Below are 23,150 nucleotides of genomic sequence, written 5' to 3' on the forward strand. Positions count from 1 at the left end.
TGGTAATATTGTGATTTTCGGCGAGTTGCTAGAGCTTGTTGTCCGCAATGCGCAACTGACGTGCGCGGGACAGGATCGCATCCTCGACCGCGCGGGTGGTGGCTGCGCTGACCGGAGCACCGCCGCTGGTCTGCAGAGAGACCGACAAAGACCGCGCTGCCAGGGCCGGATCGCTGATATGTACCGTCGCGCGATACTGCCGTCCGCCCCCCGGAGGTGTTCCATATCCCGTCACGATCACGCCGGTGAACGGATCAACCTCTTGAACAGGGAGGAAGTTCAGAACATCCAGCGACGCGGTCCACAGGTAACGGTTCACACTCGTGATCTGTTCCGCATCGGCGCCTTTGAATAAATCCCAGATTGTCGAGCGGTTTGGGTCGTCTAATTCCTGGTCGTCAGAATCGCCGCCGGTTGCGAGCACATTTGGGTTCGGCGCGGCACCCCGATTCTGTCCGCAGGCCGACACGGCCGCAGTCATTATGATCAAACCGAAAATCGTCAGCAGGCGCATTATCGACTGGTCCTGTTCACTTTGGTCTACGTTGTCAGGACTACTCCTAGACAAGGACCAGTTCAGCAACAACCCTCTTATTGTCACATAAGGGTGGGTGCGGGGTTGGTGAGGTCACGAAAACAGACTGTGGCATCCTTGCACCAATTTGTGGCCAATGCGCCCAATTCAATGACGCCAAGCTTGCGTGTTGGGGGCAAAAAGAGCGAAACGGTTCCCGTGCTGAGACACGTGCTTGCCATGTGTCGAGTAGAAAAACTTTTTGAAACCGAGGGAAACAAGATGAAAAAAGTTCTCTTCGCATCGACCGCTCTGATCGCAACCGCAGGTGTTGCAGCGGCCGACTCCGGCGTTAACTTCAGCGGTTACGGCCGTTTTGGTATTGGCTACCTGGAAGATCGTACCGGTACTGTGACCAACATCGTCACCACTGGTACTACCACCACCGTTGGTACTGCAGTTGTTGACACCGACGACGCAATCCTGGTCTCGCGCTTCCGTCTGAGCATCGACGGCTTCACCGAAACCGATGGTGGCGTTCGCTTTGAAGGCCGTGTTCGTTTGCAAGCTGACGAAAACTCGTCCACTGGCGAAGCCAACGAAGCTGGCCTGAACGGCGCGCGCTTCTCGGTTATCTACGGTGGTCTGCGTGTTGACGCCGGCAACGTTGCCGGTTCGTTCGACAACCTGGCAAACTACTACGGTAACGAAGTTGGTCTGGAACTGTTCGCAGGTCAGTACTCGGGCGTTGACTACAGCTTCCTGTCGTACACTTCGACCGGTGCGGGCGCAAACGCTGTGTTCTTCCAGTACGCAGTTGGCGACTTCGCGTTTGGCGCGTCGTATGACACAGCCACCTTTGCCATTAACGGTGACAAAGCTGACGGTGACCGTTGGGACATCAGCGCGACTTACACCTTCAACAACATCACTGCCGCTCTGGCCTATGGTCAGACCGACGTAGACGATCTGGGTGACGATCCGAGCCTGACCGTTCTGACCCTGGGTGGTGAATGGGGCGACTTCGGCGGTACTCTGTTTGTTGCAGACGATAACACCGAAGTTGACGCAACTGACGGCACCGCATGGGGTCTGTCGGCTTCCTACAACCTGGGCGCAGCAACTACCCTGCTGTTCACCTACGGTGACGGTAACGCTGACGCCGACACGCAGCAGGTTGCAATTGGTGCCATCTACGACCTGGGCGGCGGTGCATCGCTGCGCGGTGGTATCGGTGTCAACGACTGTGACGTTTGCGACTCGCGCACCCAAGCTGACTTCGGTGCACAGTTCAACTTCTAAGTTGATCTGAAACCGCAAGGTTTTAGGGCAGGTCTTCGGACCTGCCCTTTTCTTTTACGCCGACATGGTGTTTTTCTGCGCTGAAAGCAGATTGAGGATTCCTATGTCGCTGCAAGACATCACCGCCCGCATCGTCAAAGCCGAAACCGCCGCTGGGCGGGATGCAGGGTCTGTTAAACTGATCGCTGTTTCCAAGGTGCAACCGAATGAGCGTGTCCAGGCCGTTCTGGATCAGGGGCATCGGTGCTTTGGGGAAAACCGCGTTCAGGAGGCTGCTGGCAAATGGCCGGGCTTTAGGGACCAGTTCTCGGATATAGATCTTCATCTGATCGGTCCGCTGCAAACTAACAAAGCCCGGCAAGCAATCGAGTTGTTCAGCACTATCCATTCGGTCGACCGGCCAAAACTGGCCAAAACGCTGGCGCGGCTGGCGCAGGAGGTTGGCACTTGCCCGGCCCTGTTCATTCAGGTCAACACAGGCGAAGAAGAGCAGAAGGCCGGTATCCTGCCCGCTGATGCTGATGCCTTCATCGCAGATTGCCGGAACCTAGACCTGCCAATTCAGGGTTTGATGTGTATCCCGCCGGTCGATGAAGAACCCTCGCTGCATTTCGCCCTGCTGGCCAAAATTGCAGAGCGCAACGGTCTGACAGGCCTTTCCATGGGCATGAGCGGCGACTTCGAACAAGCCATCGCGCTTGGGGCCACCCACGTGCGCGTAGGCTCGGCCATATTTGGTGAGCGGGTCAAGCCTGCGGAATAATAAGACGCGTTCCCAAAAATACTCTTTCAGCGATCCATCTTAGGTGATCGCGGCGGAAGGCGATGCAGCCTTCGGTCGGATACCCTGGCCGCCGCCATTGGTGGATGAAAATCGCCGACCCGCAGCCGGGTACTGCATTGGGCCAGTTCCAATCGGTTATTAGCACCAGATCATACAGAGGATCAGCGCGGCGCAGTTTTTCGTGGCTGAACCCGTAAGGCGCGCTGACAAGGGTGTTATAGTGGCTGTCCCGGCCATCATCCGACCACAGATCGCGTGGACCGATGGGAATTGCCCACTCGGTTGGTTTTAAGATTCGGTCCGGCCGATACAGCATCCCGACGATATGATGTGCCCCGGTCGGAGTGGCCCCATCCCCTTCGCGCTTGGTGCTGCTCAGCCCACCTTTACCGATCGTGCAGGGAAAGACGCGCCCGGCAAATCGCACTCCGCGTGGGGTCAACACCAGATCGTCAGGGGTCACAGCAGATGCCCTGACTTGGCCGCCTTGGTGGCCAGGTACCCGCGGTTATGGGCCGTTTCACCGGCTTTCAACGGCACCCGTTCGGTCACGGCGATGCCGGTCTTTTCCATCATTGCAATTTTTGCCGGGTTGTTGGTCAGCAGCCTTACCGAGCTGAAACCAAGGGATTTCAGAATGTCAGATCCCAACCGGAAATCGCGCTCATCATCCTCGAACCCCAGACGATGATTGGCTTCGACCGTGTCAAAGCCCTGATCCTGCAGGAAATAGGCCCGCATCTTGTTTGCAAGCCCGATGCCTCGGCCCTCCTGATTGAGGTACAGCAGCACACCGGCTCCTTCGGACCCCATCTGCGCCAGCGCTCCGCGCAATTGGGGGCCACAGTCGCATTTCAAGCTGCCCATCAGGTCGCCGGTGAAGCAGGCGGAATGTAGACGCGCCAGAACCGGTTTGTCCCGGTCCGGGCGGCCAATTTCCACGGCATAGTGTTCCTCGCCACCATCTTCGGGGCGAAAGACGTGCAGGCGCCCAGCTTCGGAAACCTCCATGGGCAGGCGCGCGGCAACCACCGCGTGCAGCTCGCTTCGGTCGGCCAGATGCGGTGCGGCGCGTGTGTGGTCAATGCATGTCAGGCCGTGCTGAGCAGCAAAGGTACGCCCGCCCTCGATGGGTACGACTACCGCTGCAGGCAGCAGGCGCGCGGATTTGGTAAGCGCGATTGCAATGCGGTGCAGGTTGGCATTGCCCTGACGTTCAGTCATCAGGGGGCCTTTCATCGGCGCGTTCAGGTCGTCCGAGGGGTCGGCCACAGCCTGAACCCAAGCAATATCGGTATCCGCAGGAATAATGACGCGAGCAAGATCACCGTCATAGGCCCGCGCCTTTAGCGTTTCGGCCCGGCGCACGGTGACGGCGACGACCGGCTCGCCCCCAACGCCGCGTAAGTCTGCAAGCCGCTGCGCGCTCAGCGTTTCGGTCGCAACAGCCAGCACGCTGAAACCGCTGTCATCGGTCAGAGCGACGGGAACCCCCATACGCAGGTCAGCGCGGGCGCGCGCCAGCAATTCTGATATATCCGGGATCAGACTCATCTATGTTACCCTGTAACGTTCTGGCTTTCCTCTAGCCTGATACGACGGAAATGTGAAACATTTCCTCCGCGTCAGACACGAGGGCGTGAGACTGTTGCAGTAAACCTTGTTGATTGCATCTTTCGCGCGCAAGTGGTGGAAAAGGCTTAGGAGGACCGCACATGGCTCAGCTCAAGAAAATCCTGCTGGTGGATGACGATGAAGACCTGCGCGAGGCGCTCAGTGAGCAACTTGTGATGACCGAGGATTTCGATGTGTTCGAAGCCCATGATGGCCAATCCGCGATGGAGCGGGCGCGTGAGGCGATCTACGATCTGGTCATTCTGGACGTGGGTCTGCCCGACACCGACGGGCGCGAGCTGTGTCGCCTGATGCGCAAGCAAGGTGTCAAAAGCCCAATTCTGATGCTGACCGGCCATGACAGCGACGCTGACACCATTCTGGGTTTGGACGCCGGCGCCAACGATTATGTCTCTAAGCCGTTCAAATTTCCGGTCCTGCTGGCCCGTATCCGCGCACAACTGCGCCAGCATGAACAATCCGAAGATGCGGTTTTTGTTCTTGGCCCGTATACGTTCAAGCCCGCGATGAAGATGCTGATCACCGAAGAAGATCGCAAAATCCGCTTGACCGAGAAGGAAACCAACATCCTTAAGTTCCTCTATCGCTCGACCGACGGTGTGGTTGCCCGCGATGTGCTGCTGCATGAGGTCTGGGGTTATAACGCGGGCGTCACCACCCACACGTTGGAAACCCATATCTATCGCTTGCGCCAGAAAATTGAGCCCGATCCGTCGAATGCGCGCCTTTTGGTCACAGAATCTGGTGGATATCGTTTGGTCTCTTAACTTGCTGTGGATTGACGTGGATCAAAGTGATACTCTGGATGTGTAATTAGGTTACCTTCAACCCGCGCATGTCCGGGTCATGACATGCACCTCCCTGTTGGACTGCCGGGCCTTTGGCCCGGCTTTTTTTGTGGGGTGGTTTGGCGTTGGTTTCTGAATTGCCTCCAATAATGCCTATGTTTGGTAGCCATGACATTGCACAACATTTATTCGTGTTGATTGTGTTATAATGCAATGAAGTCCCACTTGACTTGGGGGTGATATGGCTAAAATTATCCCGGCGATAATAGCGACGGCTACTTTGCTCGCTACAAATCCTGCCTTTTCAGAGGGTGATCCCGAAAACGGGCGGAATCTTGTACGCACAAACTGTGCGCATTGTCACGGCGTCGATGGAAATGCTCGATCAACATCGTTCCAGCCGGTACCCATGTTGGCTGGTCAGCCCTCTGTTTACCTGGTTCAGGAGATGCGAAACTATGCGTCGGGTGCGCGCGAAGATAATAGCAAAAACGCTGCAATGGTTTCAAAGCTGAAAGAGTTGAGCGATCAGGAATTTCAGGACATTGCCGAATTCTTTGCCACGCAGAAACGGTATTGATCCAATGTACAAGTATTTTCGTCATCGCCCGTCGTGGCGGGCCAGCTACTGCCTACTTGCTGAAGGCAATCGTTAAGAGAAATTAGATCGAATTTTCAAATTCCGTTCATACCCGACCATTTTATTCGAAATTGCAGATAATCAACACACCAGCTTGGCGGTGCAGAGCCAAACAATGGCTCTAGAAAAAGTTAACCCTTTTGTCATGGCGCCTCCTCCCGCACCACGCTAACCTCCGCTCAATCGCGACAGAGGAATCCCCAATGCCCTTTACCCTTGCCACCTGGAACATCAACTCGGTCCGCCTGCGCGAGCCTATCGTGCTGAAATTGCTGCAAGAGGAAGCCCCTGATGTGTTGTGTTTGCAGGAGTGTAAGTCTCCGGTCGAAAAGATCCCGACCGAAGGGTTCGCCGAGCTGGGGTATACCCACATGGTTGCGCGCGGTCAGAAAGGCTACAACGGCGTTGCCATCCTTTCACGGCTGCCGATGGAAGAGGTGGGAGATAAGGATTTCGCCGATCTCGGCCATGCCCGTCACATCGCCGGGCGGTTGGAGAATGGCGTGACCATCCACAATTTTTATGTTCCTGCGGGCGGCGATATTCCGGATCGCGAAAAGAACGAGAAATTCGGGCAAAAGCTCGATTACCTCGCTGACATGCGTGACTGGTTCCATGCGGAAAAGCCGGAAAAATCCATTCTGGTCGGCGATCTGAACATCGCCCCGCGTGAGGATGACGTGTGGTCGCACAAGCAACTGCTCAAGGTCGTGTCGCACACCCCGATCGAGGTTGAGGCGCTGGCTGAAACGCAGGATGCGGGCAGTTGGGTCGATATCACCCGGCAGGACATTCCCGAAGGGCAGCTGTATAGCTGGTGGTCTTACCGCGCACGCGATTGGGATGCGGCAGACAAGGGGCGGCGGCTGGATCACGTCTGGGCCACGCCCGATATCTCGAACGCGGGCCATTCCAGCCGCGTTCTGCGCGACGCGCGCGGATGGGAAAAGCCTAGCGATCACGCGCCCGTTTTTGCCAGTTTCGACCTGTGATTTCGCAACTCTGCCCTTGGTTTCCGCAGCAAGCGGTTGCATATAGGGCGCAAGTTCGAACCGGAGAGTGAAAATCATGGACCTTCTGAACGCGGCAGCCGGCCCCGAGGCCACCGATCTGATCAAGGACGGGTCCGAGGCGACCTTTATGGCCGACGTGGTCGAGGCGTCTCAGGAAACGCCTATCATCGTGGATTTCTGGGCACCCTGGTGTGGCCCGTGCAAGACCCTCATTCCCTTGTTGGAAGAGGCCGTGACCGCCGCCAAGGGCGCGGTGAAGATGGTCAAGATCAACGTGGATGAGGCGCAGATGATCGCTTCGCAAATGCGTGTCCAGTCGGTTCCGACCGTTTATGCCTTTTTCAAAGGTCAGCCCGTGGATGGATTTCAGGGCGCGCTGCCGGGGTCCGAAATTAAGGCCTTTATCGACCGCGTGATCGAAGCCGCGGGCGGCGAAAGCCCCGGTGGTCAACTGGATGATGCCGTAGAAGCCGCGGAAGAGATGCTGGCCGATGGGGCCGCTGTGGATGCGGCCCAAACCTTTGCCGCCATTCTTGGCGAAGACCCGAACCACGCCGGTGCCTATGGCGGTCTGGTTCGTGCCCATATCGCTTCGGGTGAATTGGAGCAGGCCGAGGCGATCCTGAATGGCGCTCCCGCTGAGATCTCTACATCCGCCGAGGTGGAAGCCGCGCATGCGCAGTTGGAATTGGCCAAGCAGGCCGCAGACGCGGGTCCGGTGGCCGAACTGAGCGCTGCGGTAGAGGCTGAACCCGACAACCATCAGGCCCGTTTCGATCTGGCGCAGGCCCTGCATGCAAATGGTGAGGTTGAAGAGGCCGTTGCGCAACTGTTGGAGCTGTTCCGCCGGGACCGTGAGTGGAATGATGGGGCCGCCAAGACCCAGCTGTTCACCATTTTCGATGCGCTCAAACCCAATGACCCGATTGTTCTGAACGGGCGGCGCAAACTTAGCTCGATGATATTTGCCTAATTCGGGATCAGAGCTACACTCGGGTACATGATGCATCCCGCTGACCTGCCTGAAACGGTATCCGTCTTTCCATTGCCCGGGGCGCTGTTGCTGCCCCGTTCACGCCTGCCGCTGCATATTTTTGAGCCGCGTTACCTCCAGATGCTGGACGACGCTTTGAAAACGCAAGAGCGGCTTATTGGTATGGTACAACCTAACCCATGCCAGAGCGACGACAGCAAACTGCACCAGATCGGGTGCGCTGGACGCGTGACGCAATTCTCCGAGACAGAAGATGGCCGCTACCTGATCACTCTGACGGGAATTTCGCGTTTTCGTGTCCGGTCTGAGCTGGATGCCTTTACTCCTTATCGACGCTGTTCCGTGTCTTGGGATGGTTTTGACCGTGATCTTGGCAAGGTCGAGAAGGATGATGGGTTCAATCGTCCAAGATTTCTCGGTTTGCTCGAAAGGTTTTTTGCTTCGCGTCAGCTTTCAACCGACTGGGATACCTTGAAAGACGCCGATGATGAGTTACTGGTGAACTCATTGTCCATGTTGCTGGATTTCGAGCCCGAAGAGAAGCAGGCACTGCTAGAAGCCCCCAGCCTGCGCACCCGGCGTGAGACGTTGGTGACGCTGATAGAATTCGCCATGCGTGGCGGAACGAATGAGGAAAAACTACAATGACCGACCCCGAGCACCCGTTCGATCGCCGCATGCTTGAGGCACTGATCTGCCCGCAGAGTCATACCACTCTGCATTATGATGCCGAAAAGCAAGAGCTGGTGTCAAAGGCGGCTGGCTTGGCCTTTCCGATCCGGAACGGCATTCCAGTGATGTTGATAGATGAGGCGCGCGTGCTCGACTAAATCGGGCGGCCTTGCAGCAGTTTGGGTAGGTCTCCGGTCAATCCGGCAGCTTCGCGTACGAAGCCACGGCGCAGGCCAGGCATTGATCCGACGATCCCCATCCCGATATCGCGCCCGATCCGCAGCAACGGGTTGTCGTTGGAAAACAGCTTGTTGAACGCATCGGTCGCCATTGCCAGCGAGGCGGTGTCGAAACGGCGCCACTCCTGATAGCACTCCAGTACCAGAACCGAACCAATATCTTCACCCCGCCGTCCGGCCAATGTGAGTACTTCGGCCAGAGCCCCGACATCACGCAGGCCAGCGTTCAGGCCCTGTCCGGCGATGGGGTGCATGCCGTGCGCGGCGTCTCCGACCAACGCCATGCGCTCGCCGATGAATGAGTTGGCGATGGTCAGATTCAGGGGATAGGTAAAGCGGTCGCCCTGCAGCCGAATTTCGCCCAGAAAGTCGCCGAACCGGGGACGCAGAGCCTGCAGATAGTCCGCCTCGGGCAGGGAATTGATGTGCTTTGCCGTTTCAGTCCGCTCACTCCAGACGATTGAGCTGCGATTTCCGGTCAGGGGCAGGATCGCAAGGGGGCCGGGTGGCATGAAGAACTGATGTGCAATGCCGTGATGAGGCAAGTCATGCTCGATGGCGCAGACCAGTGCGGTCTGGCCGTAATCCCAACCGGTGCGCTTGATGCCTGCACGCGTTGCGGTGCCGCTGCGGCGACCATCGCAACCGACCAGCAAGCTGCCTGTCACGGTTTTTCCGTCGTTCAACGTCAGCATTACACCATTTGCTGTGACATCCTGAGCGATGACGGTTTTGCCGTTGATCTGGGTGATGCGCTTTTCTTCGGCCATCACGTCCATAAAGGCGCGGCGCAGATGACGGTCTTCGACCATGTAACCCATCGGACCTTCTTCGATCTCGGCATGGTCGAAATGCATGAAAAACGGTGATGGCCCCGCGCCCGCATGGCCATCCGTGACCTTGATCTCAAGCATCGGTTGGGCGTGGTCCGCTACCCGATCCCAGACCCCGATCGCATCCAGCAGGCGTTGCGAGGCCAGCGCCAAAGCATAGGCGCGGCCGTCGAATGCGGCGTTCTTGCGGACCTTTTCAGCCAGAGCGTCGATCACGGTGACGGAATGTCCCGTTTGCGCCATTGCTAATGCCAAAGCCGGGCCATTCAGGCCACCGCCAATGATCAAGATATCGGAGTTCTGTTCCATGCTGTGCAATATGCGCGCCCATTCGGGATTGTCCATGTGCAGTCCTGTCGCTACCGTCCCTTGCAACAGAATTTTTCAAGGGGGCAGGGATGCAGGACTGGCTGACCATGACGGCGTGTGATTTGGGTCGGGGCATCGGCATGGGCCGGATCGACCCGGTTGAACTGACCGAGACCTATCTGTCCGCTATCGATGCCCACCCCCACCGTGACCGGATCTATGCTCGCGTCACTCATGACCGCGCGCGGTCTGAGGCTCGGGCAGCGCAAACGCGCGCCAAGCTGGGGCAGCGTCTGTCATTGTTGGACGGAGTGCCGATCAGTTGGAAAGACTTGTTCGACACGGCCGGGATTGCCACCGAGGCCGGATCGGCGTTGTTGACGGGCCGGGTGCCAGACACCGACGCAGTCGTCGTGCGCAACACCACTGCGATGGGGGCTGTGTGTCTGGGTAAAACCCATATGAGCGAATTAGCCTTTTCGGGCCTTGGATTGAATCCGATCACCGGAACCCCGCCCTGTGTCGATGATGAAGATGCGGTTTCCGGTGGCTCCTCTTCTGGCGCGGCGGCGTCGGTAGCCTGGGGTTTGGCCGCAGGTGGAATGGGATCAGACACCGGTGGATCAGTGCGTATCCCTGCGGCCTGGAACAATCTTGTGGGGCTGAAAACCACTGCCGGACGGGTCAGTCTTGAAGGGGTCGTACCTTTGTGCCTGCGCTTCGATACCGCTGGTCCGCTGGCGCGGTCGGTTGAGGATGCGGCGCATTTGTTGGCTTTGCTTGAGGGCGGCAACCCGGCTGATCTGCGCGGGGCCAGCCTGAAAGGCCGTCGTTTTGCCGACCTGCAAAACGTGGCCAAGGACGACCTGCGCGATGCGCCGCGCAAAGCCTATGACGATGCTGTGGAGCGGTTGCGCGATGCAGGGGCGGAAATCGTGCCGCTTGAGGTGCCCGAATTAAACGAGGCGATGGGGCTTTCCGGTCTTCTCTATACTACCGAAGCTTATGGCCTGTGGCGCGATGTGATCGAGGCCAACCCGGATGCGATGTATCCTGAGATTCTTGAGCGCTTTCGCACCGGTAAAAAAGTGTCCGGTGCCGATTATGTTGCGGCCTGGTCCAAGTTAAAAGCATGTCGGGCCGCCTGGGATGCGGCCGCCGCCGGGTTTGATGCCGTTCTGGCACCCTCTGCGCCCATTCTACCGCCGAAACTGGAGCGGTTGATGAGCGATCATGACTACTATGTCACTGAAAACCTGTTGGCGCTGCGCAATACGCGAATTGGCAACCTGATGGGGCTGGCGGCGCTGACATTGCCCACGGGGACCCAAGGCTGTGGGCTGATGATGATGGGGTATCCGGGTTCGGAAGAGGCGCTTTTGCGGCTTGGTTCAGCGGCCGAGGCGGTATTGGCCTGAATGCCACAATCCCCTGATTCGCCACCTCTTTGTCTGGACGAAACGGGGAGCGATCTGTAATCTGCCAAAAAAGCGGGGCGTTAATGATCCCGATATTGAGGCAGTAGTTATGAATTTCCCCGAGCGGTTTTCGAACCTACCGGAATATGCATTCCCGCGTCTGCGCACCCTGTTGGATCATCACCAGCCGGGCGGAGATGTGATTCACATGACCATCGGCGCGCCTATGCATGACTTCCCGTCGTGGGTGACGGATGTGATCATGGAAAACGCCGCAGGGTTTCAAGGTTATCCGCCGAATGAAGGTTCGCCCGAACTGCGCGGCGCGATCACTGACTGGATCAGTCGCCGCTATGGCGTAACGATGGACCCTGAGACCAGCGTGATGGCCCTGAATGGCACCCGTGAGGGGTTGTACAATGCTGCCATGGCCCTGTGCCCCGAGCAGAAGAACGGTCAGAGACCGGTCGTCCTGTGTCCGAACCCGTTTTATCAGGTCTATATGGTCGCCTCGATCTCGGTTGGGGCTGAGCCGATCTTTGTGCCTGCAACTGCTGCAACGGGCCATCTGCCTGATTACGCGGGTCTGCCCGAGGACGTGTTAAACCGCACCGCTGTGGCCTATATTTGTTCGCCCGCGAACCCGCAGGGGGCCGTTGCCTCGCGGGATTACTGGGCCGAGTTGATCCGTCTGGCCGAAAAATACGATTTCCGCATTTTTGCGGATGAATGTTATTCCGAAATTTACCGCGACGAAGCCCCGACCGGCGTTTTGACCGTTGCGCAGGAACTGGGCGCAGACCCCGAGCGGATCACCTTGTTCAACTCTCTGTCGAAACGGTCCAATCTGGCCGGGTTGCGGTCTGGCCTGATTGCGGGCGGTCCTGAAACCATCAAGCGGGTCAAGCAGTTGCGCAACTATGCGGGTGCACCGTTGCCGCTGCCGTTGCAAGCCGCTGCGGCCAAGGTCTGGGCGGACGAAGAGCATGTCGCCGAGAACCGCACGCTCTATCAGGAAAAATATGCGATTGCGGATAAGGTGTTCGCGGGCCTGCAGGGCTATATGCCGCCCGAAGCCGGATTTTTCCTGTGGCTGCCGGTCGAAAACGGCGAAGAAACCGCATTGAAGCTGTGGCAGCAGACCGGTGTTCGGGTGCTGCCGGGCGCATATCTTTCTCAAGGTGATCCGGGGCAAAACCCGGGCGAGCAATTTATTCGGGTCGCCATGGTGGCCCCAAAAACAGAGTTGCAGCAAGGGCTGATCACGCTCCGCGACTGCATCTATTCGTGAGGTACGAGGGCAAAATGGCATCTTACAACGCGCGCAACCGCGATCCATTGCTGGACAGCACGACTCAGGCCGCGATTGAACGGCGCAGCAAGGAACTGATCGGAATCGTTCTGATCCTGCTGGGTTTGGCCGCTGCTGCGATGATCTGGTCCTACACGCCGGATGATCCAAATTGGATGGTCTCAACGGACGCGCCGGTGCAGAACTGGATGGGGCGGATTGGTGCCTCGATCGCGGCACCGCTGTTCATGATCGTGGGCTGGGGCAGCTGGAGCATCGCGCTGGTGCTGATTGGCTGGGGTGTGCGGTTTGCCGGGCATTTCGGTGAAGACCGCGCGGTTGCCCGTCTTATCTTTGCGCCGATCTGGATTGCCATTGTCTCGGTCTACGCTGCGACACTGGTGCCGGGGGAGGCTTGGCGCGCGACTCACAGCTTTGGTTTGGGCGGGTTGTTTGGTGACACCGTGATGGGTGCCTTGCTGACGCTGCTGCCGATTTCTTCGCATTTCATGGTCAAACTGATGTCGCTGGCTATGGCCGCAGGGATGTTGGCCTTGGGTGTTTTCGTGCTTGGTTTCACCAAAGAAGATGTACGCAAAGGTTTCCGCGCCTTTTTGCTGGGCCTTGTAATGTCTTACGACATGATGATGACCCTGTTGGGCCGAGGCGCAGCTGCGACAGCGCAGGCTGCCCGCGACCGCCGCGCGCAGTGGGAAGAGCGTAAAGCCACGCGCAGCGAAGCCGCCGAGGCCGTGTTTGAAGATGATCTGGCTTATGCGGATCCAGTATTCGAAGCGCCGGAATTTGAAGAGCCCGAGCCCGCCAAACCCGGCCTGCTGGCCCGCATGCCCAGCCTGATCCGGCGCCCCGAACCCATGCCGGAACCCGAATTAATTGATTACGAGCCGGTTGCAGATTTCGATGAGATGCCCGGTGAGGACCGAATCCGATCCAAGATTTCCGCTGCGGTGCGCAACCGCAAGGTGGCAGCAGGAGAGATGGCACCTGAACACGACCCAAACCTGCCTTTGACCAAGGGTCGAGGCCGTGGGCCTGACCCGCTTATCCTGAATTCTGGACCGGGCGCAGATTTGCCTCCTGAACCGCCGATGACCTCGGCAGGATTGCCGCCAGAACCGATGCCGACAGCGGACCCGGCACCGGAGTGGCAACAGGAGCCCTTGCATCATGACTTTGCGCCCGAGCCAGGATTTGAAGACGAGGCCGTGTTCGAAGACGCGCCCGATCCTGAACCCGTTCCGCAGCAACGTCCGGCAATGAAAATCCCAGTGGCCGAACCGCGCAAGCCGGTGGTGGCTCAGCCCGTCCGCCGTACCCCGCCGCCCTCACGCCGCGCGCAGGCCGAGGCGCAGCCAGCCCTGTCATTCGAGGAACGGCATTCCGATTTCGAACTGCCGCCGTTGGGCCTTCTGTCTAACCCGGCCAGCATTCAGCGTCATCACCTCAGCGATGAGGCGTTGGAAGAAAACGCGCGGATGCTGGAAAACGTACTGGATGATTATGGTGTCAAAGGTGAGATCGTCAGTGTCCGCCCAGGCCCGGTTGTGACCATGTACGAACTGGAACCTGCGCCGGGTCTGAAGGCCAGCCGTGTGATCGGTCTAGCAGACGATATCGCGCGGTCGATGTCGGCGCTGTCGGCACGTGTATCGACTCTGCCGGGCCGTTCGGTGATCGGTATCGAACTGCCCAATGAAAACCGTGAGATGGTGGTGCTGCGTGAAATTTTGGCCAGCCGTGATTTCGGTGACGGTAATCATGCGCTGCCTTTGGCGCTGGGCAAGGATATCGGTGGTGAGTCCGTTGTGGCGAACCTGGCGAAAATGCCTCACCTCCTGATCGCCGGTACGACCGGTTCCGGTAAGTCGGTGGCGATCAACACGATGATCCTGTCGTTGCTGTATAAGCTGACGCCGGATGAATGCCGTCTGATCATGATCGACCCCAAGATGCTGGAACTGTCGGTCTATGATGGCATTCCGCACCTGTTATCGCCCGTTGTGACCGACCCGAAAAAGGCGGTTGTGGCCCTGAAATGGGTCGTGGGCGAGATGGAAGATCGCTATCGGAAGATGTCCAAGATGGGCGTCCGCAATATCGCCGGCTACAACGGCCGCGTGAAGGACGCTCTGGCCAAGGGCGAATTGTTCAGCCGTACGGTTCAGACCGGGTTTGACGATGAAACCGGTGAGCCAGTGTTTGAGACAGAGGAGTTCGCACCCGAGGCAATGCCCTATATCGTCGTCATCGTCGATGAGATGGCCGACCTGATGATGGTTGCGGGCAAAGAGATCGAGGCTTGTATCCAGCGTCTGGCGCAGATGGCGCGGGCCTCGGGTATTCACCTGATCATGGCCACGCAGCGCCCCTCGGTGGACGTGATCACTGGTACGATCAAGGCGAACTTCCCGACCCGGATTTCGTTCCAGGTGACTTCGAAAGTCGACAGCCGCACAATTCTGGGAGAAATGGGCGCCGAGCAACTGCTGGGGCAGGGTGATATGTTGTATATGGCGGGTGGCGCCAAAATCACTCGCTGCCACGGCCCGTTTGTTTCGGACGAGGAGGTTGAGGAAATCGTCAACCACCTGAAACAGTTCGGTCCTCCGGATTACATGAGCGGTGTTGTCGATGGACCGGCAGAGGAGAAGGCTGACAACATCGACGCTGTTCTGGGCCTCAGCACAGGCGGCAATACGAACGGAGAAGATGCCCTTTACGATCAGGCGGTCGCTATTGTGATCAAGGACCGCAAATGTTCGACCTCGTATATCCAGCGGAAACTTGCCATTGGCTATAACAAAGCTGCGCGGCTTGTTGAGCAAATGGAAGATGAAGGCGTTGTTTCGTCGGCAAATCACGTCGGTAAGCGGGAAATCCTCGTCCCCGAGCAATAGGATATTTAATAACAAGGGCAGAGCGCATATCTGTGAGCCATGAAACAGATTGCCTTTGCCCTTGCCTTGATACTTGCCGCGCCTTCTGCCTGGGCGGCGGACAAGCTGCCGCTGTCGCAGATCTCCAATTACCTGAATGGTCTTAAAGCCGTCGAGACAACGTTTACGCAGGTGAACGATGATGGCTCGTTAAGCACCGGAAAGCTGTGGATGCAGCGACCGGGTAAGATGCGGTTTGAATATGATCCGCCCAATAGTGCCGTAGTTCTGGCAAATGCGGGCACAGTGCAAATCTTTGACCCCAAGTCGAACCAGCCGCCCGAGCAATACCCGTTGAAGCGGACACCATTGTCACTGGTCCTAGCGCGTAATGTGAATCTGGGGCAGGCGAATATGGTCGTGGGCCATGATTTCGACGGCACCGCAACCGTAGTTACTGCGCAAGACCCGAAAAACCCGGATACCGGGCGTATTGAGCTGATGTTCACAGACAACCCTATCGAGCTGCGTAAATGGGTGATTCACGACAATGCGGGCAGTCAGACAACTGTTTTGTTGGGGCAACTGGACACGGGTGCTAGTCTGAGCCGTGATCTGTTCTCGAACTCGAAAAGAAGCGGGTCAGCCAATCGCTGACCCGTAGACACGTCAGAGTCGGCAACCATCCAGTTGTGCCTGATACAATCTGGCGCGGGCGTCCACGTCATTGGCGACGTTCAATAGCCAAGGCTTGCCGTAGTGGCTGCCACGGGCATAGCCGGTATGGCCCTCGTGATAGGCAAGGTACTGGTTTCGGGTGTCACCGGGGTGAATGCCGTTCCGCTCATAGCTTTTGTTCATGTACCAGCCGATGAAATCTGACGCATCGCGGATACGGTCGCGCTTGGCCCGGCGCTTGCCGGTCTCGCGCTGGTATTGATCCCAGGTGCCATCCAGCGCCTGGCTGAACCCATAGGCGCTGCTTTGTCGGCCCATCGGGATTACACCCAGAACATATTTATGCGGTGTTCGCGCGTCATGGCGATAACGGCTTTCCTGATAGATCGTCGCCATTTGTACGTGAACAGGGACGCCCCATTTACGCTCGGTACTTTTGAAGGCCTTGATATAGTCAGGCCTTTCGCGCGCAATGCTGCACGCGTCATTTAGCTTGCTGGGTGGCTGTTTCGAACCACCCCCACAGGATGCCAAAAGCAGCACCCCAAGGAGTACAAAAAGAATTCTGCTCATGTGCCTCGTGCCTTTTTTCTTTATTCTAGCGCAGATTGAGCTTTGAGGAAATCACAATCGCTACAGAACAATAGCTAGAATTAGAGGCAACGCACCGACGGAAAGAATAGTTGAGATCATGACCATTCCAGCCACTGCGTCTGAATCTGCCTTGAAGCGTTCGGCCAATAAATAAGATGTAACGGCGACCGGTGTGCACATCTGCAGGACCATGATGCCAAACCCGACAGAATCCAGGCCGAACAAAACAGCCAGACCCCATCCAAGGACAAAGCACACGACGAGCTTGATCAGGGACAACCAGATGGCCTGGCCAATTTTCTGCGTTGTCAGGCGGGCGATGGCGACACCGACTGTGATCAGCATCATCGGCACGGCCATCTGGCCCAAAAGTTCCAGCGTATTGGTCAAAAAAAGCGGGGTCTGCCAGCCACGCCACAGGAACAACGCGCCCAGCAAAGTGGCCCAAACCATGGGTTCTCCGGCCGCTTTGCCAAATCCGCCTTTCCCTGCGACCAAATAGATGCCGTATGTGAAAGACAGCAGGGCAGTAACAGCCAGAAAGATGACTGCATAACCCAAACCGGCCTGACCAAAAGCAAAGATACACAAAGGCAATCCCAGATTGCCGGTATTCCCGAAAATCAAGGGTGACAGATAGGTTCTGCGATCCAAACCCCGCAGGCGCACAAAGACTTCAAAGACAATGGCAAGCCCGACATGCCCGGTGATCGCCGCCAGTGTAAAACGGGTCAAATCTCCGGCTGGGATATCAGTTTGCATCAATGCCACAAAGATCAGACTGGGCACTGCGAGGGTTACGCCAAGGCGGGTTACGAACTCCAACCGGTACTCGAATCCAAGCTTGACCCAGGCAAAACCGATCCCCGCCAAAATGAATACTGGGGCCACGATTTCGAACACTGTTAGCAATAGGTTCACAGACTGTTTCCCTTAATTTCAGATCAATGATTGGCAATTTGACGCGGAAAGAGGTAGTAAAAGCATTGGGGGCTGAGACAATGCTAAAGACACGCGCAAAGTACGGTCTGGGCCAAGTGGTCCGGCATAAAAAACATCCCTTCCGGGGGGTGATTTTCGATGTAGACCCCGAATTTTCAAACACGGAAGAGTGGTATCAGGCCATCCCCGAAGATAGCCGTCCAATAAAAGATCAGCCGTTTTACCATCTGCTGGCCGAGAACGACCAATCCTTCTATGTTGCTTATGTTTCAGAACAAAATCTGATTGAAGACCAATCGGGCGAGCCAGTTGAGCACCCTGATATCCCAGATATGTTCGGACCGTTCGAGAACGGCTCATACCCGCTTCATTTCCATCTAAACTAAGTGAAAAAGACCAGTCCTTACTGTTAGTATCCAATGGCGCAGCCGTCTTTTCGCGGGTCGCTTGCACCGATCATAACGCCATTATCAGAGATTCGGATCGCTTGCGCACCGCCTAGGGGAGTTTCCGGGGTCTCAACATTATGTCCTAAATCCTGTAATTGTTGCGCTACCTTAGGCGAAAAGCCGCGTTCCAGTTTCAAGACACCCTTGTCGGCAAAGGCGCGTGGCGCATCGATGCTGGCCTGCAAATCCAGCCCGTGATCAATCTGGTTTGATACGAACCGGGCGTGACCAGTGGGTTGATATGCGCCGCCCATCACCCCGAATGGCATCTGAATGCGGCCATTCTGCTTTAACATTCCGGGGATAATTGTGTGCATGGGCCGTTTGCGGCCACCCAACTCATTCGGATGACCGGCTTGCAAGGTAAAGCCCGCACCACGGTTTTGCAGCAGAATGCCATATTTTTCGGATGCGATCCCCGACCCGAAGCTGTGGAAGATCGAATAGATAAGCGAAACGGCCATTCGATCCCGATCCACTACTGTGATATAGACGGTATCTTTGTGAACGGATTCAGTCAGCGGGGCGGCGGCGAGCATCGCGCGTTGCGGGTCGATTAGGGCGGCCAGCTTGTCGGCCACAGCCTGATCCGTAAACCGCTCGGCATGTGTTGTGTGATCCGGATCGGCAATGAACCGGTTGCGGGCGTCATAGGCGAGCTTGGAGGCTTCTGCCTCGATATGGATGCGCTCGACCCCAAACGGGTCCATGTTTGCGAGGTCAAAATTCTTGAGGATGTTCAGTAGCAAAATGGCTGTGGCGCCCTGGCCGTTCGGCGGATGCTCGACCAGTTCCAACCCTTTGTAATCACCGCTGACGGGTTGTGTTTCCGTGTATCGGGTGGCCTCAAAGTCCTGGGCGGTGTGGACGCCGCCCAAGTCGGTAAGTGCGGCGATCATGTCGTCGGCGATGTCACCTGAATAAAACGCGTCGCGTCCGTTCCGGCCGATTTGGCGCAGAACCTCGGCTTGACCGGGAGAACGAAAAACCTGTCCGACCTCAGGTGCCTTATCATTGATCAGATAATGAGCCCGCGCCGCGCCTTGCAGGGTGGCGGCTCCGGATTTCCAGTCAAAGGCAACTCTGGATGCCACAGGCACGCCGGCGTCGGCGTAGTGAATGGCGGGCTGCAATATGGTGTCGAGCCCCAGCTTGCCCTCGGTCTCCGCCAGGTGGCAGAACGCGTCGACCGCGCCCGGAACGGTTACGGCGTCTGCCGTGTTCAATGGCACCGCAGTCAGTCCCCGCGCTCGTAGCATTTCCGCATTTGCTGCGGCTGGAGCGCGGCCCGATCCATTCAGGGCGCGGACCTGATCTTCGCCCGGCCGGTTGAACAGCACAAAACAGTCGCCGCCCAAACCGGTCATTTGAGGTTCGCAAATCCCCAGCAATACCGCTCCGGCGATGGCGGCGTCCATTGCGTTGCCACCTTGTGCAAGAATATCTACGGCCACTTTCGCAGCCAACGGATGAGACGTGGCGCACATTCCTTCGGTCGCCAAAACTTCGGACCGGCCCGGAGTGTGAAAATCCCGCATGGTGCAATTTCCCCATTAGAACGCGCCGAAGGTATCGCGCGGTCCGGAGTTGTCCAGTCAATTCAATGGGAAGTTCCTCGGCGTCGTTCACTGGGTGGGGGCTGTGACATGCGACGCCGAGGGAAGCTATCTGAGCTACAATACTAACTTTGCCCGAGGTTTGCGGCGCGACAATGGTTTGATCTGGGCCTTAATGTGGCGTTTCTTGTTTTCACGTGGTTTCTGGAAAATCAAAGCGCAGTGAAAGCCGGTTGCTTCCGCTGTCGCGCCTATAGCGGATATCGCTGGTCAGTTCGTGGATCAGAAACCAGCCAAATCCACCTTCGGGCAGGTCATCACGGGTTGCGCCCAGCGCAGCCGGAATGCCGTCTGGTACACGGAATCCGGGCAGCGGGTTGCCTGTGTCTGAAATCAGGATCTCAAGCCAGTTTTGATGCAGGCGGCATCTCACCTGAACCTGTGCTGGTGTGATGTCGGCATAGGCATGTTCGACCACGTTATTGATCGCTTCGGCCAGTGCGATTTTGACATCCCCTGCCTTATGTGCCGGAAGCCCCTGCGCTGCCAGACCCCGGCTGAGTTGCGCAATCCCCAAGCTGGCTTCCGCTTCGGTTGCGGCAAAGCTCAGGTCCAAATACTTGCCATTACTCATGGGCATCGCGCCTATTCAGATGATCAAGCGGGTCAATCTGAAGCCGGTGACAGGGCATCATCCAACGTCGGGTAGAGCTTGAATACAGTGTCCATGCGGGTCAGTCGAAATACCTTCTCGACAAAAGGGTGCAGGCCGGCCAAATCCAACCTGCGGTCATGTCCAAGTTGCTTCATCGAGGCGACGATCGCGCCAAGTCCGCTTGAGTCAATGAATTCGACGCTGGTTAAATCCAGGATCACTCTGGCGGAACCACCTTCTGCTTCGTTCCGCATGTCTTCTTTGAACTGAATGGCCATGGCCGCATCAATTCGGTCGGACTGCACCTTGATGACCTGGGTTGTGTCGGTCGTAATGCTGGTCAGAGCCATGCTTGACGGTCCTTTATTTGAATTTCACTGGTAGAAATACGCTAGACGGGAAATCTTACCATTCGGTATCCGTCGATAAGGGAGAATGGAGGAGTATAGCGATGAAGCAGGTGGTTATCGCAGGGGCGGCGCGCACACCCATGGGGGGATTCCAAGGAATGTTCGACGGCACCGCCGCGACTGAACTGGGCGGAGCGGCCATTCGCGCAGCGTTGCAGGGTGCTGGCACTGAAACAGTGGACGAGGTTTTAATGGGCTGTGTGTTGCCTGCCGGACAAGGTCAGGCCCCGGCTCGACAGGCTGGGTTTGCGGCTGGCTTGGGCGAAGACGTGCCTGCCACGACGCTGAATAAGATGTGCGGATCGGGGATGAAAGCGGCAATGATGGCCTTTGACCAGATCGCGCTGGGCCACGCGGACACGATGATCGCGGGCGGCATGGAGAGCATGACCAACGCGCCGTATCTGTTGCCCAAAATGCGCGGCGGTGCGCGGATCGGGCATGGCCAGGTGGTAGATCACATGTTTCTGGACGGCCTTGAGGACGCCTATGACAGAGGCCGCCTGATGGGAACCTTTGCCGAGGATTGCGCCGAAGCCTTCCAATTCACTCGTGAAGCTCAGGACGAATACGCGCTGCAATCCCTGTCTAACGCGTTGTCTGCGCAGGAAAACGGGGCCTTTGACACCGAAATTACACCGGTCGTGACCCGCACCCGCAAGGGTGAGGTTACCTTTACCCATGACGAACAGCCGAAATCGGCGCGTCCCGACAAAATCCCGACGCTGAAACCGGCCTTTCGCAAGGATGGGACGGTGACGGCGGCCAATTCCTCGTCCATCTCTGATGGTGCCGCTGCGTTGGTGCTCGCGTCCGTAGATGCGGCCGAGGCGCAGGGTCTGACAGTACGTGCCCGGATCGTCGGCCATGCCAGCCATGCGCAGGCGCCGGGTCTGTTCACGACGGCTCCGGTTCCAGCAGCCCAAAAATTGCTGTCAAACATCGGCTGGTCAAAAGACGACGTGGACTTGTGGGAAGTGAACGAGGCCTTCGCTGTCGTTCCAATGGCTTTCATGCATGAGATGGGGCTGCCGCGCGACGTGGTTAACGTGAATGGCGGTGCCTGCGCGCTGGGTCACCCCATCGGTGCATCGGGTGCGCGGATCATGGTCACCTTGCTCAACGCTCTGGAAAAGCGGAACCTGAAACGCGGCGTCGCAGCCATCTGCATCGGCGGCGGAGAAGGGACGGCCATCGCCATCGAACGCGTTTGACGCTTCGTCTTTTTCCAAATACTCCAGCGCATACCTCTACCAAAGAGCACGACCATGACTGCTGACTACAACACGCTAGCCAAAACCATTGCCGCCCTGACAGACGGTGAAACCGATCAGATCGCTTTGATGGCAACAATCGCTTGCGAGGTACACCACGCCGATGATCGATTCGACTGGACCGGGTTTTATCGCGTGACTGAGCCGGGGCTGATGAAGATCGGTCCCTATCAAGGTGGTCATGGCTGTCTGGTCATCCCTTTCGAGAGGGGCGTCTGCGGGGCTGCGGCGCGCACGGGTGAGGTGCAGTTGGTGCCCGACGTGGATGCCTTTCCGGGCCACATCGCCTGTGCGTCGTCCACCCGGTCCGAGTTGGTTTTGCCGGTGCGCGGCTCATCCGGTGAAGTAATTGCCGTGTTCGATATCGACAGCAACCAACGCGATGCCTTTACCCAAAGGGATGCTGAGGCTTTGCTGGGTATTTTGAATGATAGTTTTGCACGCGCGTGAGCTTGCATTACCCAGCCGCAGCTTAACCTGCGGCTGGATCAATTGAGGGACGGTTTTGCTGGGTACAGACGGACTTTTTGTCAATCGGGTATACGACCGCCCCATTCAGCGTTTTGCCGTGGTTGGTGAGCGGTCCTCTGGGACCAATATCAGCGAATTCATCATCAGGCGGGCTCTTGGTTTGAAGCCCAGCAATGAACTCGGATGGAAGCATGGATTTGTCCAAGGGGTGGGGATTTCCAAAGACGTTCTGGTCGTGGTCTGTGTGCGTGATCCCTATGATTGGCTCGCCAGTATGTATGACAAACCCTGGCACTGTGCCGCGTCGATGAGGAATTTGGGGTTCTCAGGCTTTATCCGGGCACCATGGGATTCAGAAATCGACCGACCCAAAGGCTATTTCAAGCTGCCGCCCAATCAGTACTCGAATATTCCGATACTTCAGGATCGTGATCCATTGACGGGCTTGCGCTTTGATAACCTGATCAGGATGCGCACCACCAAATTGCGGCACTGGACAGGTCTCGCCAACGGTCTGTGCAATCTGGTTGTCTGGCGGTTTGAGGCGTTCAAGGAAAACCCAGACGCATTTCTAGGCGTGGTTGCCCAAAATTTTGGCACCAGTCTAATACCGTTTGAATGGCCAGATCAGCCGATGGGCGTCATGCCGCCTAATATGAGGCAGGGCAAGGTCGGCCAGATTAGCTCGAAAGACGTGGACTTCATAAACTCACAGCTTGATGCCGATCTGGAGCAATCGCTCGGGTATTCATTTCGATCAGCCGAAGATTGATTGATCGTCGATTGAGTCGC

Annotated in this window: 25 protein-coding genes; 16 read left to right on the top strand and 9 right to left on the bottom strand. The window is 57.3% G+C overall.

All coding sequences use genetic code 11. The features are described from left to right. Positions 1-28 precede the first annotated feature (28 nt). Positions 29-514 (bottom strand): DUF3576 domain-containing protein, encoded by a 486-nt coding sequence (locus tag GOW93_RS10745; RefSeq protein ID WP_170383941.1) that lies wholly within the window; start codon positions 512-514, stop codon positions 29-31. Between the two features lie 282 nt (positions 515-796). Between GOW93_RS10745 and GOW93_RS10750 the strand changes: the two genes are divergently transcribed. Both GOW93_RS10750 and GOW93_RS10755 read left to right on the top strand, forming a co-directional pair. After that, a complete protein-coding gene (locus GOW93_RS10750) occupies positions 797-1,816 on the top strand; it encodes a porin (RefSeq protein ID WP_170383942.1) in 1,020 nt (339 codons plus the stop codon). Between the two features lie 103 nt (positions 1,817-1,919). Then, complete coding sequence (locus tag GOW93_RS10755; RefSeq protein ID WP_170383944.1) at positions 1,920-2,579, top strand: YggS family pyridoxal phosphate-dependent enzyme; 660 nt, start codon at positions 1,920-1,922, stop codon at positions 2,577-2,579. Here the strand turns inward: GOW93_RS10755 and GOW93_RS10760 are convergent. Beyond that, positions 2,563-3,063, bottom strand: a complete 501-nt coding sequence (locus GOW93_RS10760; protein ID WP_170383946.1) for a L,D-transpeptidase family protein — start codon at positions 3,061-3,063, stop codon at positions 2,563-2,565. The two genes, GOW93_RS10755 and GOW93_RS10760, sit on opposite strands and share 17 nt — an antisense overlap. Next, positions 3,060-4,154 (bottom strand): GTP cyclohydrolase II, encoded by a 1,095-nt coding sequence (ribA, locus tag GOW93_RS10765; protein WP_170383948.1) that lies wholly within the window; start codon positions 4,152-4,154, stop codon positions 3,060-3,062. The genes GOW93_RS10760 and ribA overlap by 4 nt, the downstream gene beginning before the upstream one ends. Before the next feature lie 161 nt (positions 4,155-4,315). On the opposite strand from ribA, the gene GOW93_RS10770 reads away from it, so the two are divergent. The 6 genes from GOW93_RS10770 (at position 4,316) to GOW93_RS10795 (ending at position 8,500) form a co-directional block, all read left to right on the top strand. Then, positions 4,316-5,002 carry a response regulator transcription factor gene (locus GOW93_RS10770; protein ID WP_058283107.1) on the top strand — a complete coding sequence of 229 codons (687 nt, stop codon included), beginning with the start codon at positions 4,316-4,318 and terminating at the stop codon, positions 5,000-5,002. Positions 5,003-5,264: 262 nt separating this feature from the next. Further along, positions 5,265-5,603, top strand: a complete 339-nt coding sequence (locus GOW93_RS10775) for a c-type cytochrome (RefSeq protein WP_170383950.1) — start codon at positions 5,265-5,267, stop codon at positions 5,601-5,603. Between the two features lie 263 nt (positions 5,604-5,866). Further along, on the top strand, positions 5,867-6,655 hold the full coding sequence (locus GOW93_RS10780) for an exodeoxyribonuclease III (RefSeq protein ID WP_170383952.1): 789 nt from the start codon (positions 5,867-5,869) through the stop codon (positions 6,653-6,655). 76 nt (positions 6,656-6,731) lie between these two features. Continuing rightward, entirely contained in the window at positions 6,732-7,649 is a 918-nt protein-coding gene (locus GOW93_RS10785; protein WP_170383954.1) for a thioredoxin family protein, read from the top strand. Positions 7,650-7,676: 27 nt separating this feature from the next. After that, positions 7,677-8,318 (top strand): LON peptidase substrate-binding domain-containing protein, encoded by a 642-nt coding sequence (locus GOW93_RS10790; protein WP_170383956.1) that lies wholly within the window; start codon positions 7,677-7,679, stop codon positions 8,316-8,318. Beyond that, on the top strand, positions 8,315-8,500 hold the full coding sequence (locus GOW93_RS10795; RefSeq protein ID WP_170383957.1) for a Trm112 family protein: 186 nt from the start codon (positions 8,315-8,317) through the stop codon (positions 8,498-8,500). Before GOW93_RS10790 ends, GOW93_RS10795 begins: the two co-directional genes overlap by 4 nt. Here GOW93_RS10795 and GOW93_RS10800 read toward each other — a convergent pair. Beyond that, positions 8,497-9,759: an FAD-dependent monooxygenase gene (locus GOW93_RS10800; RefSeq protein WP_254443513.1), complete on the bottom strand. Its 1,263-nt coding sequence runs from the start codon at positions 9,757-9,759 to the stop codon at positions 8,497-8,499. The two genes, GOW93_RS10795 and GOW93_RS10800, sit on opposite strands and share 4 nt — an antisense overlap. A gap of 53 nt (positions 9,760-9,812) precedes the next feature. Between GOW93_RS10800 and GOW93_RS10805 the strand changes: the two genes are divergently transcribed. The 4 genes from GOW93_RS10805 (at position 9,813) to GOW93_RS10820 (ending at position 15,986) form a co-directional block, all read left to right on the top strand. Beyond that, a complete protein-coding gene (locus tag GOW93_RS10805; protein ID WP_170383959.1) occupies positions 9,813-11,141 on the top strand; it encodes an amidase in 1,329 nt (442 codons plus the stop codon). Positions 11,142-11,250: 109 nt separating this feature from the next. After that, positions 11,251-12,432 (top strand): aminotransferase class I/II-fold pyridoxal phosphate-dependent enzyme, encoded by a 1,182-nt coding sequence (locus tag GOW93_RS10810; RefSeq protein ID WP_170383961.1) that lies wholly within the window; start codon positions 11,251-11,253, stop codon positions 12,430-12,432. Between the two features lie 14 nt (positions 12,433-12,446). Continuing rightward, complete coding sequence (locus tag GOW93_RS10815; RefSeq protein WP_170383963.1) at positions 12,447-15,350, top strand: DNA translocase FtsK; 2,904 nt, start codon at positions 12,447-12,449, stop codon at positions 15,348-15,350. A 39-nt stretch (positions 15,351-15,389) separates the two neighbouring features. Continuing rightward, the gene (locus tag GOW93_RS10820) at positions 15,390-15,986 is read left to right on the top strand and encodes a LolA family protein (RefSeq protein ID WP_170383965.1); all 597 of its coding nucleotides are present in this window, start codon (positions 15,390-15,392) and stop codon (positions 15,984-15,986) included. Between the two features lie 12 nt (positions 15,987-15,998). Here GOW93_RS10820 and GOW93_RS10825 read toward each other — a convergent pair whose 3' ends face one another. Both GOW93_RS10825 and GOW93_RS10830 read right to left on the bottom strand, forming a co-directional pair. Then, on the bottom strand, positions 15,999-16,580 hold the full coding sequence (locus tag GOW93_RS10825) for a lytic transglycosylase (protein WP_170383967.1): 582 nt from the start codon (positions 16,578-16,580) through the stop codon (positions 15,999-16,001). A 60-nt stretch (positions 16,581-16,640) separates the two neighbouring features. Beyond that, on the bottom strand, positions 16,641-17,522 hold the full coding sequence (locus GOW93_RS10830; RefSeq protein WP_170383969.1) for an AEC family transporter: 882 nt from the start codon (positions 17,520-17,522) through the stop codon (positions 16,641-16,643). An 80-nt stretch (positions 17,523-17,602) separates the two neighbouring features. On the opposite strand from GOW93_RS10830, the gene hspQ reads away from it, so the two are divergent. Next, positions 17,603-17,929, top strand: a complete 327-nt coding sequence (gene hspQ / locus GOW93_RS10835; RefSeq protein ID WP_170383971.1) for a heat shock protein HspQ — start codon at positions 17,603-17,605, stop codon at positions 17,927-17,929. Between the two features lie 23 nt (positions 17,930-17,952). Here hspQ and ggt read toward each other — a convergent pair whose 3' ends face one another. From ggt to GOW93_RS10850, 3 genes are all read right to left on the bottom strand, one after another. Continuing rightward, on the bottom strand, positions 17,953-19,530 hold the full coding sequence (ggt, locus tag GOW93_RS10840) for a gamma-glutamyltransferase (protein ID WP_170383973.1): 1,578 nt from the start codon (positions 19,528-19,530) through the stop codon (positions 17,953-17,955). 211 nt (positions 19,531-19,741) lie between these two features. Next, positions 19,742-20,182, bottom strand: coding sequence for an ATP-binding protein (locus GOW93_RS10845; protein WP_254443514.1), 441 nt, complete (start codon positions 20,180-20,182; stop codon positions 19,742-19,744). 32 nt (positions 20,183-20,214) lie between these two features. Beyond that, on the bottom strand, positions 20,215-20,553 hold the full coding sequence (locus tag GOW93_RS10850) for an STAS domain-containing protein (RefSeq protein ID WP_170383977.1): 339 nt from the start codon (positions 20,551-20,553) through the stop codon (positions 20,215-20,217). Between the two features lie 101 nt (positions 20,554-20,654). Between GOW93_RS10850 and GOW93_RS10855 the strand changes: the two genes are divergently transcribed. The 3 genes from GOW93_RS10855 to GOW93_RS10865 are packed head-to-tail and all read left to right on the top strand — an operon-like array spanning position 20,655 to position 23,130. Then, positions 20,655-21,827 carry a thiolase family protein gene (locus tag GOW93_RS10855; RefSeq protein ID WP_170383979.1) on the top strand — a complete coding sequence of 391 codons (1,173 nt, stop codon included), beginning with the start codon at positions 20,655-20,657 and terminating at the stop codon, positions 21,825-21,827. A 54-nt stretch (positions 21,828-21,881) separates the two neighbouring features. Next, complete coding sequence (locus GOW93_RS10860) at positions 21,882-22,337, top strand: GAF domain-containing protein (protein WP_170383981.1); 456 nt, start codon at positions 21,882-21,884, stop codon at positions 22,335-22,337. A gap of 55 nt (positions 22,338-22,392) precedes the next feature. Further along, positions 22,393-23,130 carry a hypothetical protein gene (locus GOW93_RS10865; RefSeq protein ID WP_170383982.1) on the top strand — a complete coding sequence of 246 codons (738 nt, stop codon included), beginning with the start codon at positions 22,393-22,395 and terminating at the stop codon, positions 23,128-23,130. Positions 23,131-23,150 lie beyond the last annotated feature (20 nt).

The organism is Ruegeria atlantica (assembly GCF_013032455.1).
In the GTDB taxonomy this organism is placed as follows: domain Bacteria; phylum Pseudomonadota; class Alphaproteobacteria; order Rhodobacterales; family Rhodobacteraceae; genus Ruegeria; species Ruegeria atlantica_B.

Coding starts and splice junctions, on each gene's coding strand:
- GOW93_RS10745 (WP_170383941.1), bottom strand. CDS start 514: ATGCGCCTGCTGACGATTTTCGGTTTGATCATAATGACTGCGGCCGTG.
- GOW93_RS10750 (WP_170383942.1), top strand. CDS start 797: ATGAAAAAAGTTCTCTTCGCATCGACCGCTCTGATCGCAACCGCAGGT.
- GOW93_RS10755 (WP_170383944.1), top strand. CDS start 1,920: ATGTCGCTGCAAGACATCACCGCCCGCATCGTCAAAGCCGAAACCGCC.
- ribA (WP_170383948.1), bottom strand. CDS start 4,154: ATGAGTCTGATCCCGGATATATCAGAATTGCTGGCGCGCGCCCGCGCT.
- GOW93_RS10770 (WP_058283107.1), top strand. CDS start 4,316: ATGGCTCAGCTCAAGAAAATCCTGCTGGTGGATGACGATGAAGACCTG.
- GOW93_RS10775 (WP_170383950.1), top strand. CDS start 5,265: ATGGCTAAAATTATCCCGGCGATAATAGCGACGGCTACTTTGCTCGCT.
- GOW93_RS10780 (WP_170383952.1), top strand. CDS start 5,867: ATGCCCTTTACCCTTGCCACCTGGAACATCAACTCGGTCCGCCTGCGC.
- GOW93_RS10785 (WP_170383954.1), top strand. CDS start 6,732: ATGGACCTTCTGAACGCGGCAGCCGGCCCCGAGGCCACCGATCTGATC.
- GOW93_RS10790 (WP_170383956.1), top strand. CDS start 7,677: ATGATGCATCCCGCTGACCTGCCTGAAACGGTATCCGTCTTTCCATTG.
- GOW93_RS10795 (WP_170383957.1), top strand. CDS start 8,315: ATGACCGACCCCGAGCACCCGTTCGATCGCCGCATGCTTGAGGCACTG.
- GOW93_RS10800 (WP_254443513.1), bottom strand. CDS start 9,759: ATGGACAATCCCGAATGGGCGCGCATATTGCACAGCATGGAACAGAAC.
- GOW93_RS10805 (WP_170383959.1), top strand. CDS start 9,813: ATGCAGGACTGGCTGACCATGACGGCGTGTGATTTGGGTCGGGGCATC.
- GOW93_RS10810 (WP_170383961.1), top strand. CDS start 11,251: ATGAATTTCCCCGAGCGGTTTTCGAACCTACCGGAATATGCATTCCCG.
- GOW93_RS10815 (WP_170383963.1), top strand. CDS start 12,447: ATGGCATCTTACAACGCGCGCAACCGCGATCCATTGCTGGACAGCACG.
- GOW93_RS10820 (WP_170383965.1), top strand. CDS start 15,390: ATGAAACAGATTGCCTTTGCCCTTGCCTTGATACTTGCCGCGCCTTCT.
- GOW93_RS10825 (WP_170383967.1), bottom strand. CDS start 16,580: ATGAGCAGAATTCTTTTTGTACTCCTTGGGGTGCTGCTTTTGGCATCC.
- hspQ (WP_170383971.1), top strand. CDS start 17,603: ATGCTAAAGACACGCGCAAAGTACGGTCTGGGCCAAGTGGTCCGGCAT.
- ggt (WP_170383973.1), bottom strand. CDS start 19,530: ATGCGGGATTTTCACACTCCGGGCCGGTCCGAAGTTTTGGCGACCGAA.
- GOW93_RS10845 (WP_254443514.1), bottom strand. CDS start 20,182: ATGAGTAATGGCAAGTATTTGGACCTGAGCTTTGCCGCAACCGAAGCG.
- GOW93_RS10850 (WP_170383977.1), bottom strand. CDS start 20,553: ATGGCTCTGACCAGCATTACGACCGACACAACCCAGGTCATCAAGGTG.
- GOW93_RS10855 (WP_170383979.1), top strand. CDS start 20,655: ATGAAGCAGGTGGTTATCGCAGGGGCGGCGCGCACACCCATGGGGGGA.
- GOW93_RS10860 (WP_170383981.1), top strand. CDS start 21,882: ATGACTGCTGACTACAACACGCTAGCCAAAACCATTGCCGCCCTGACA.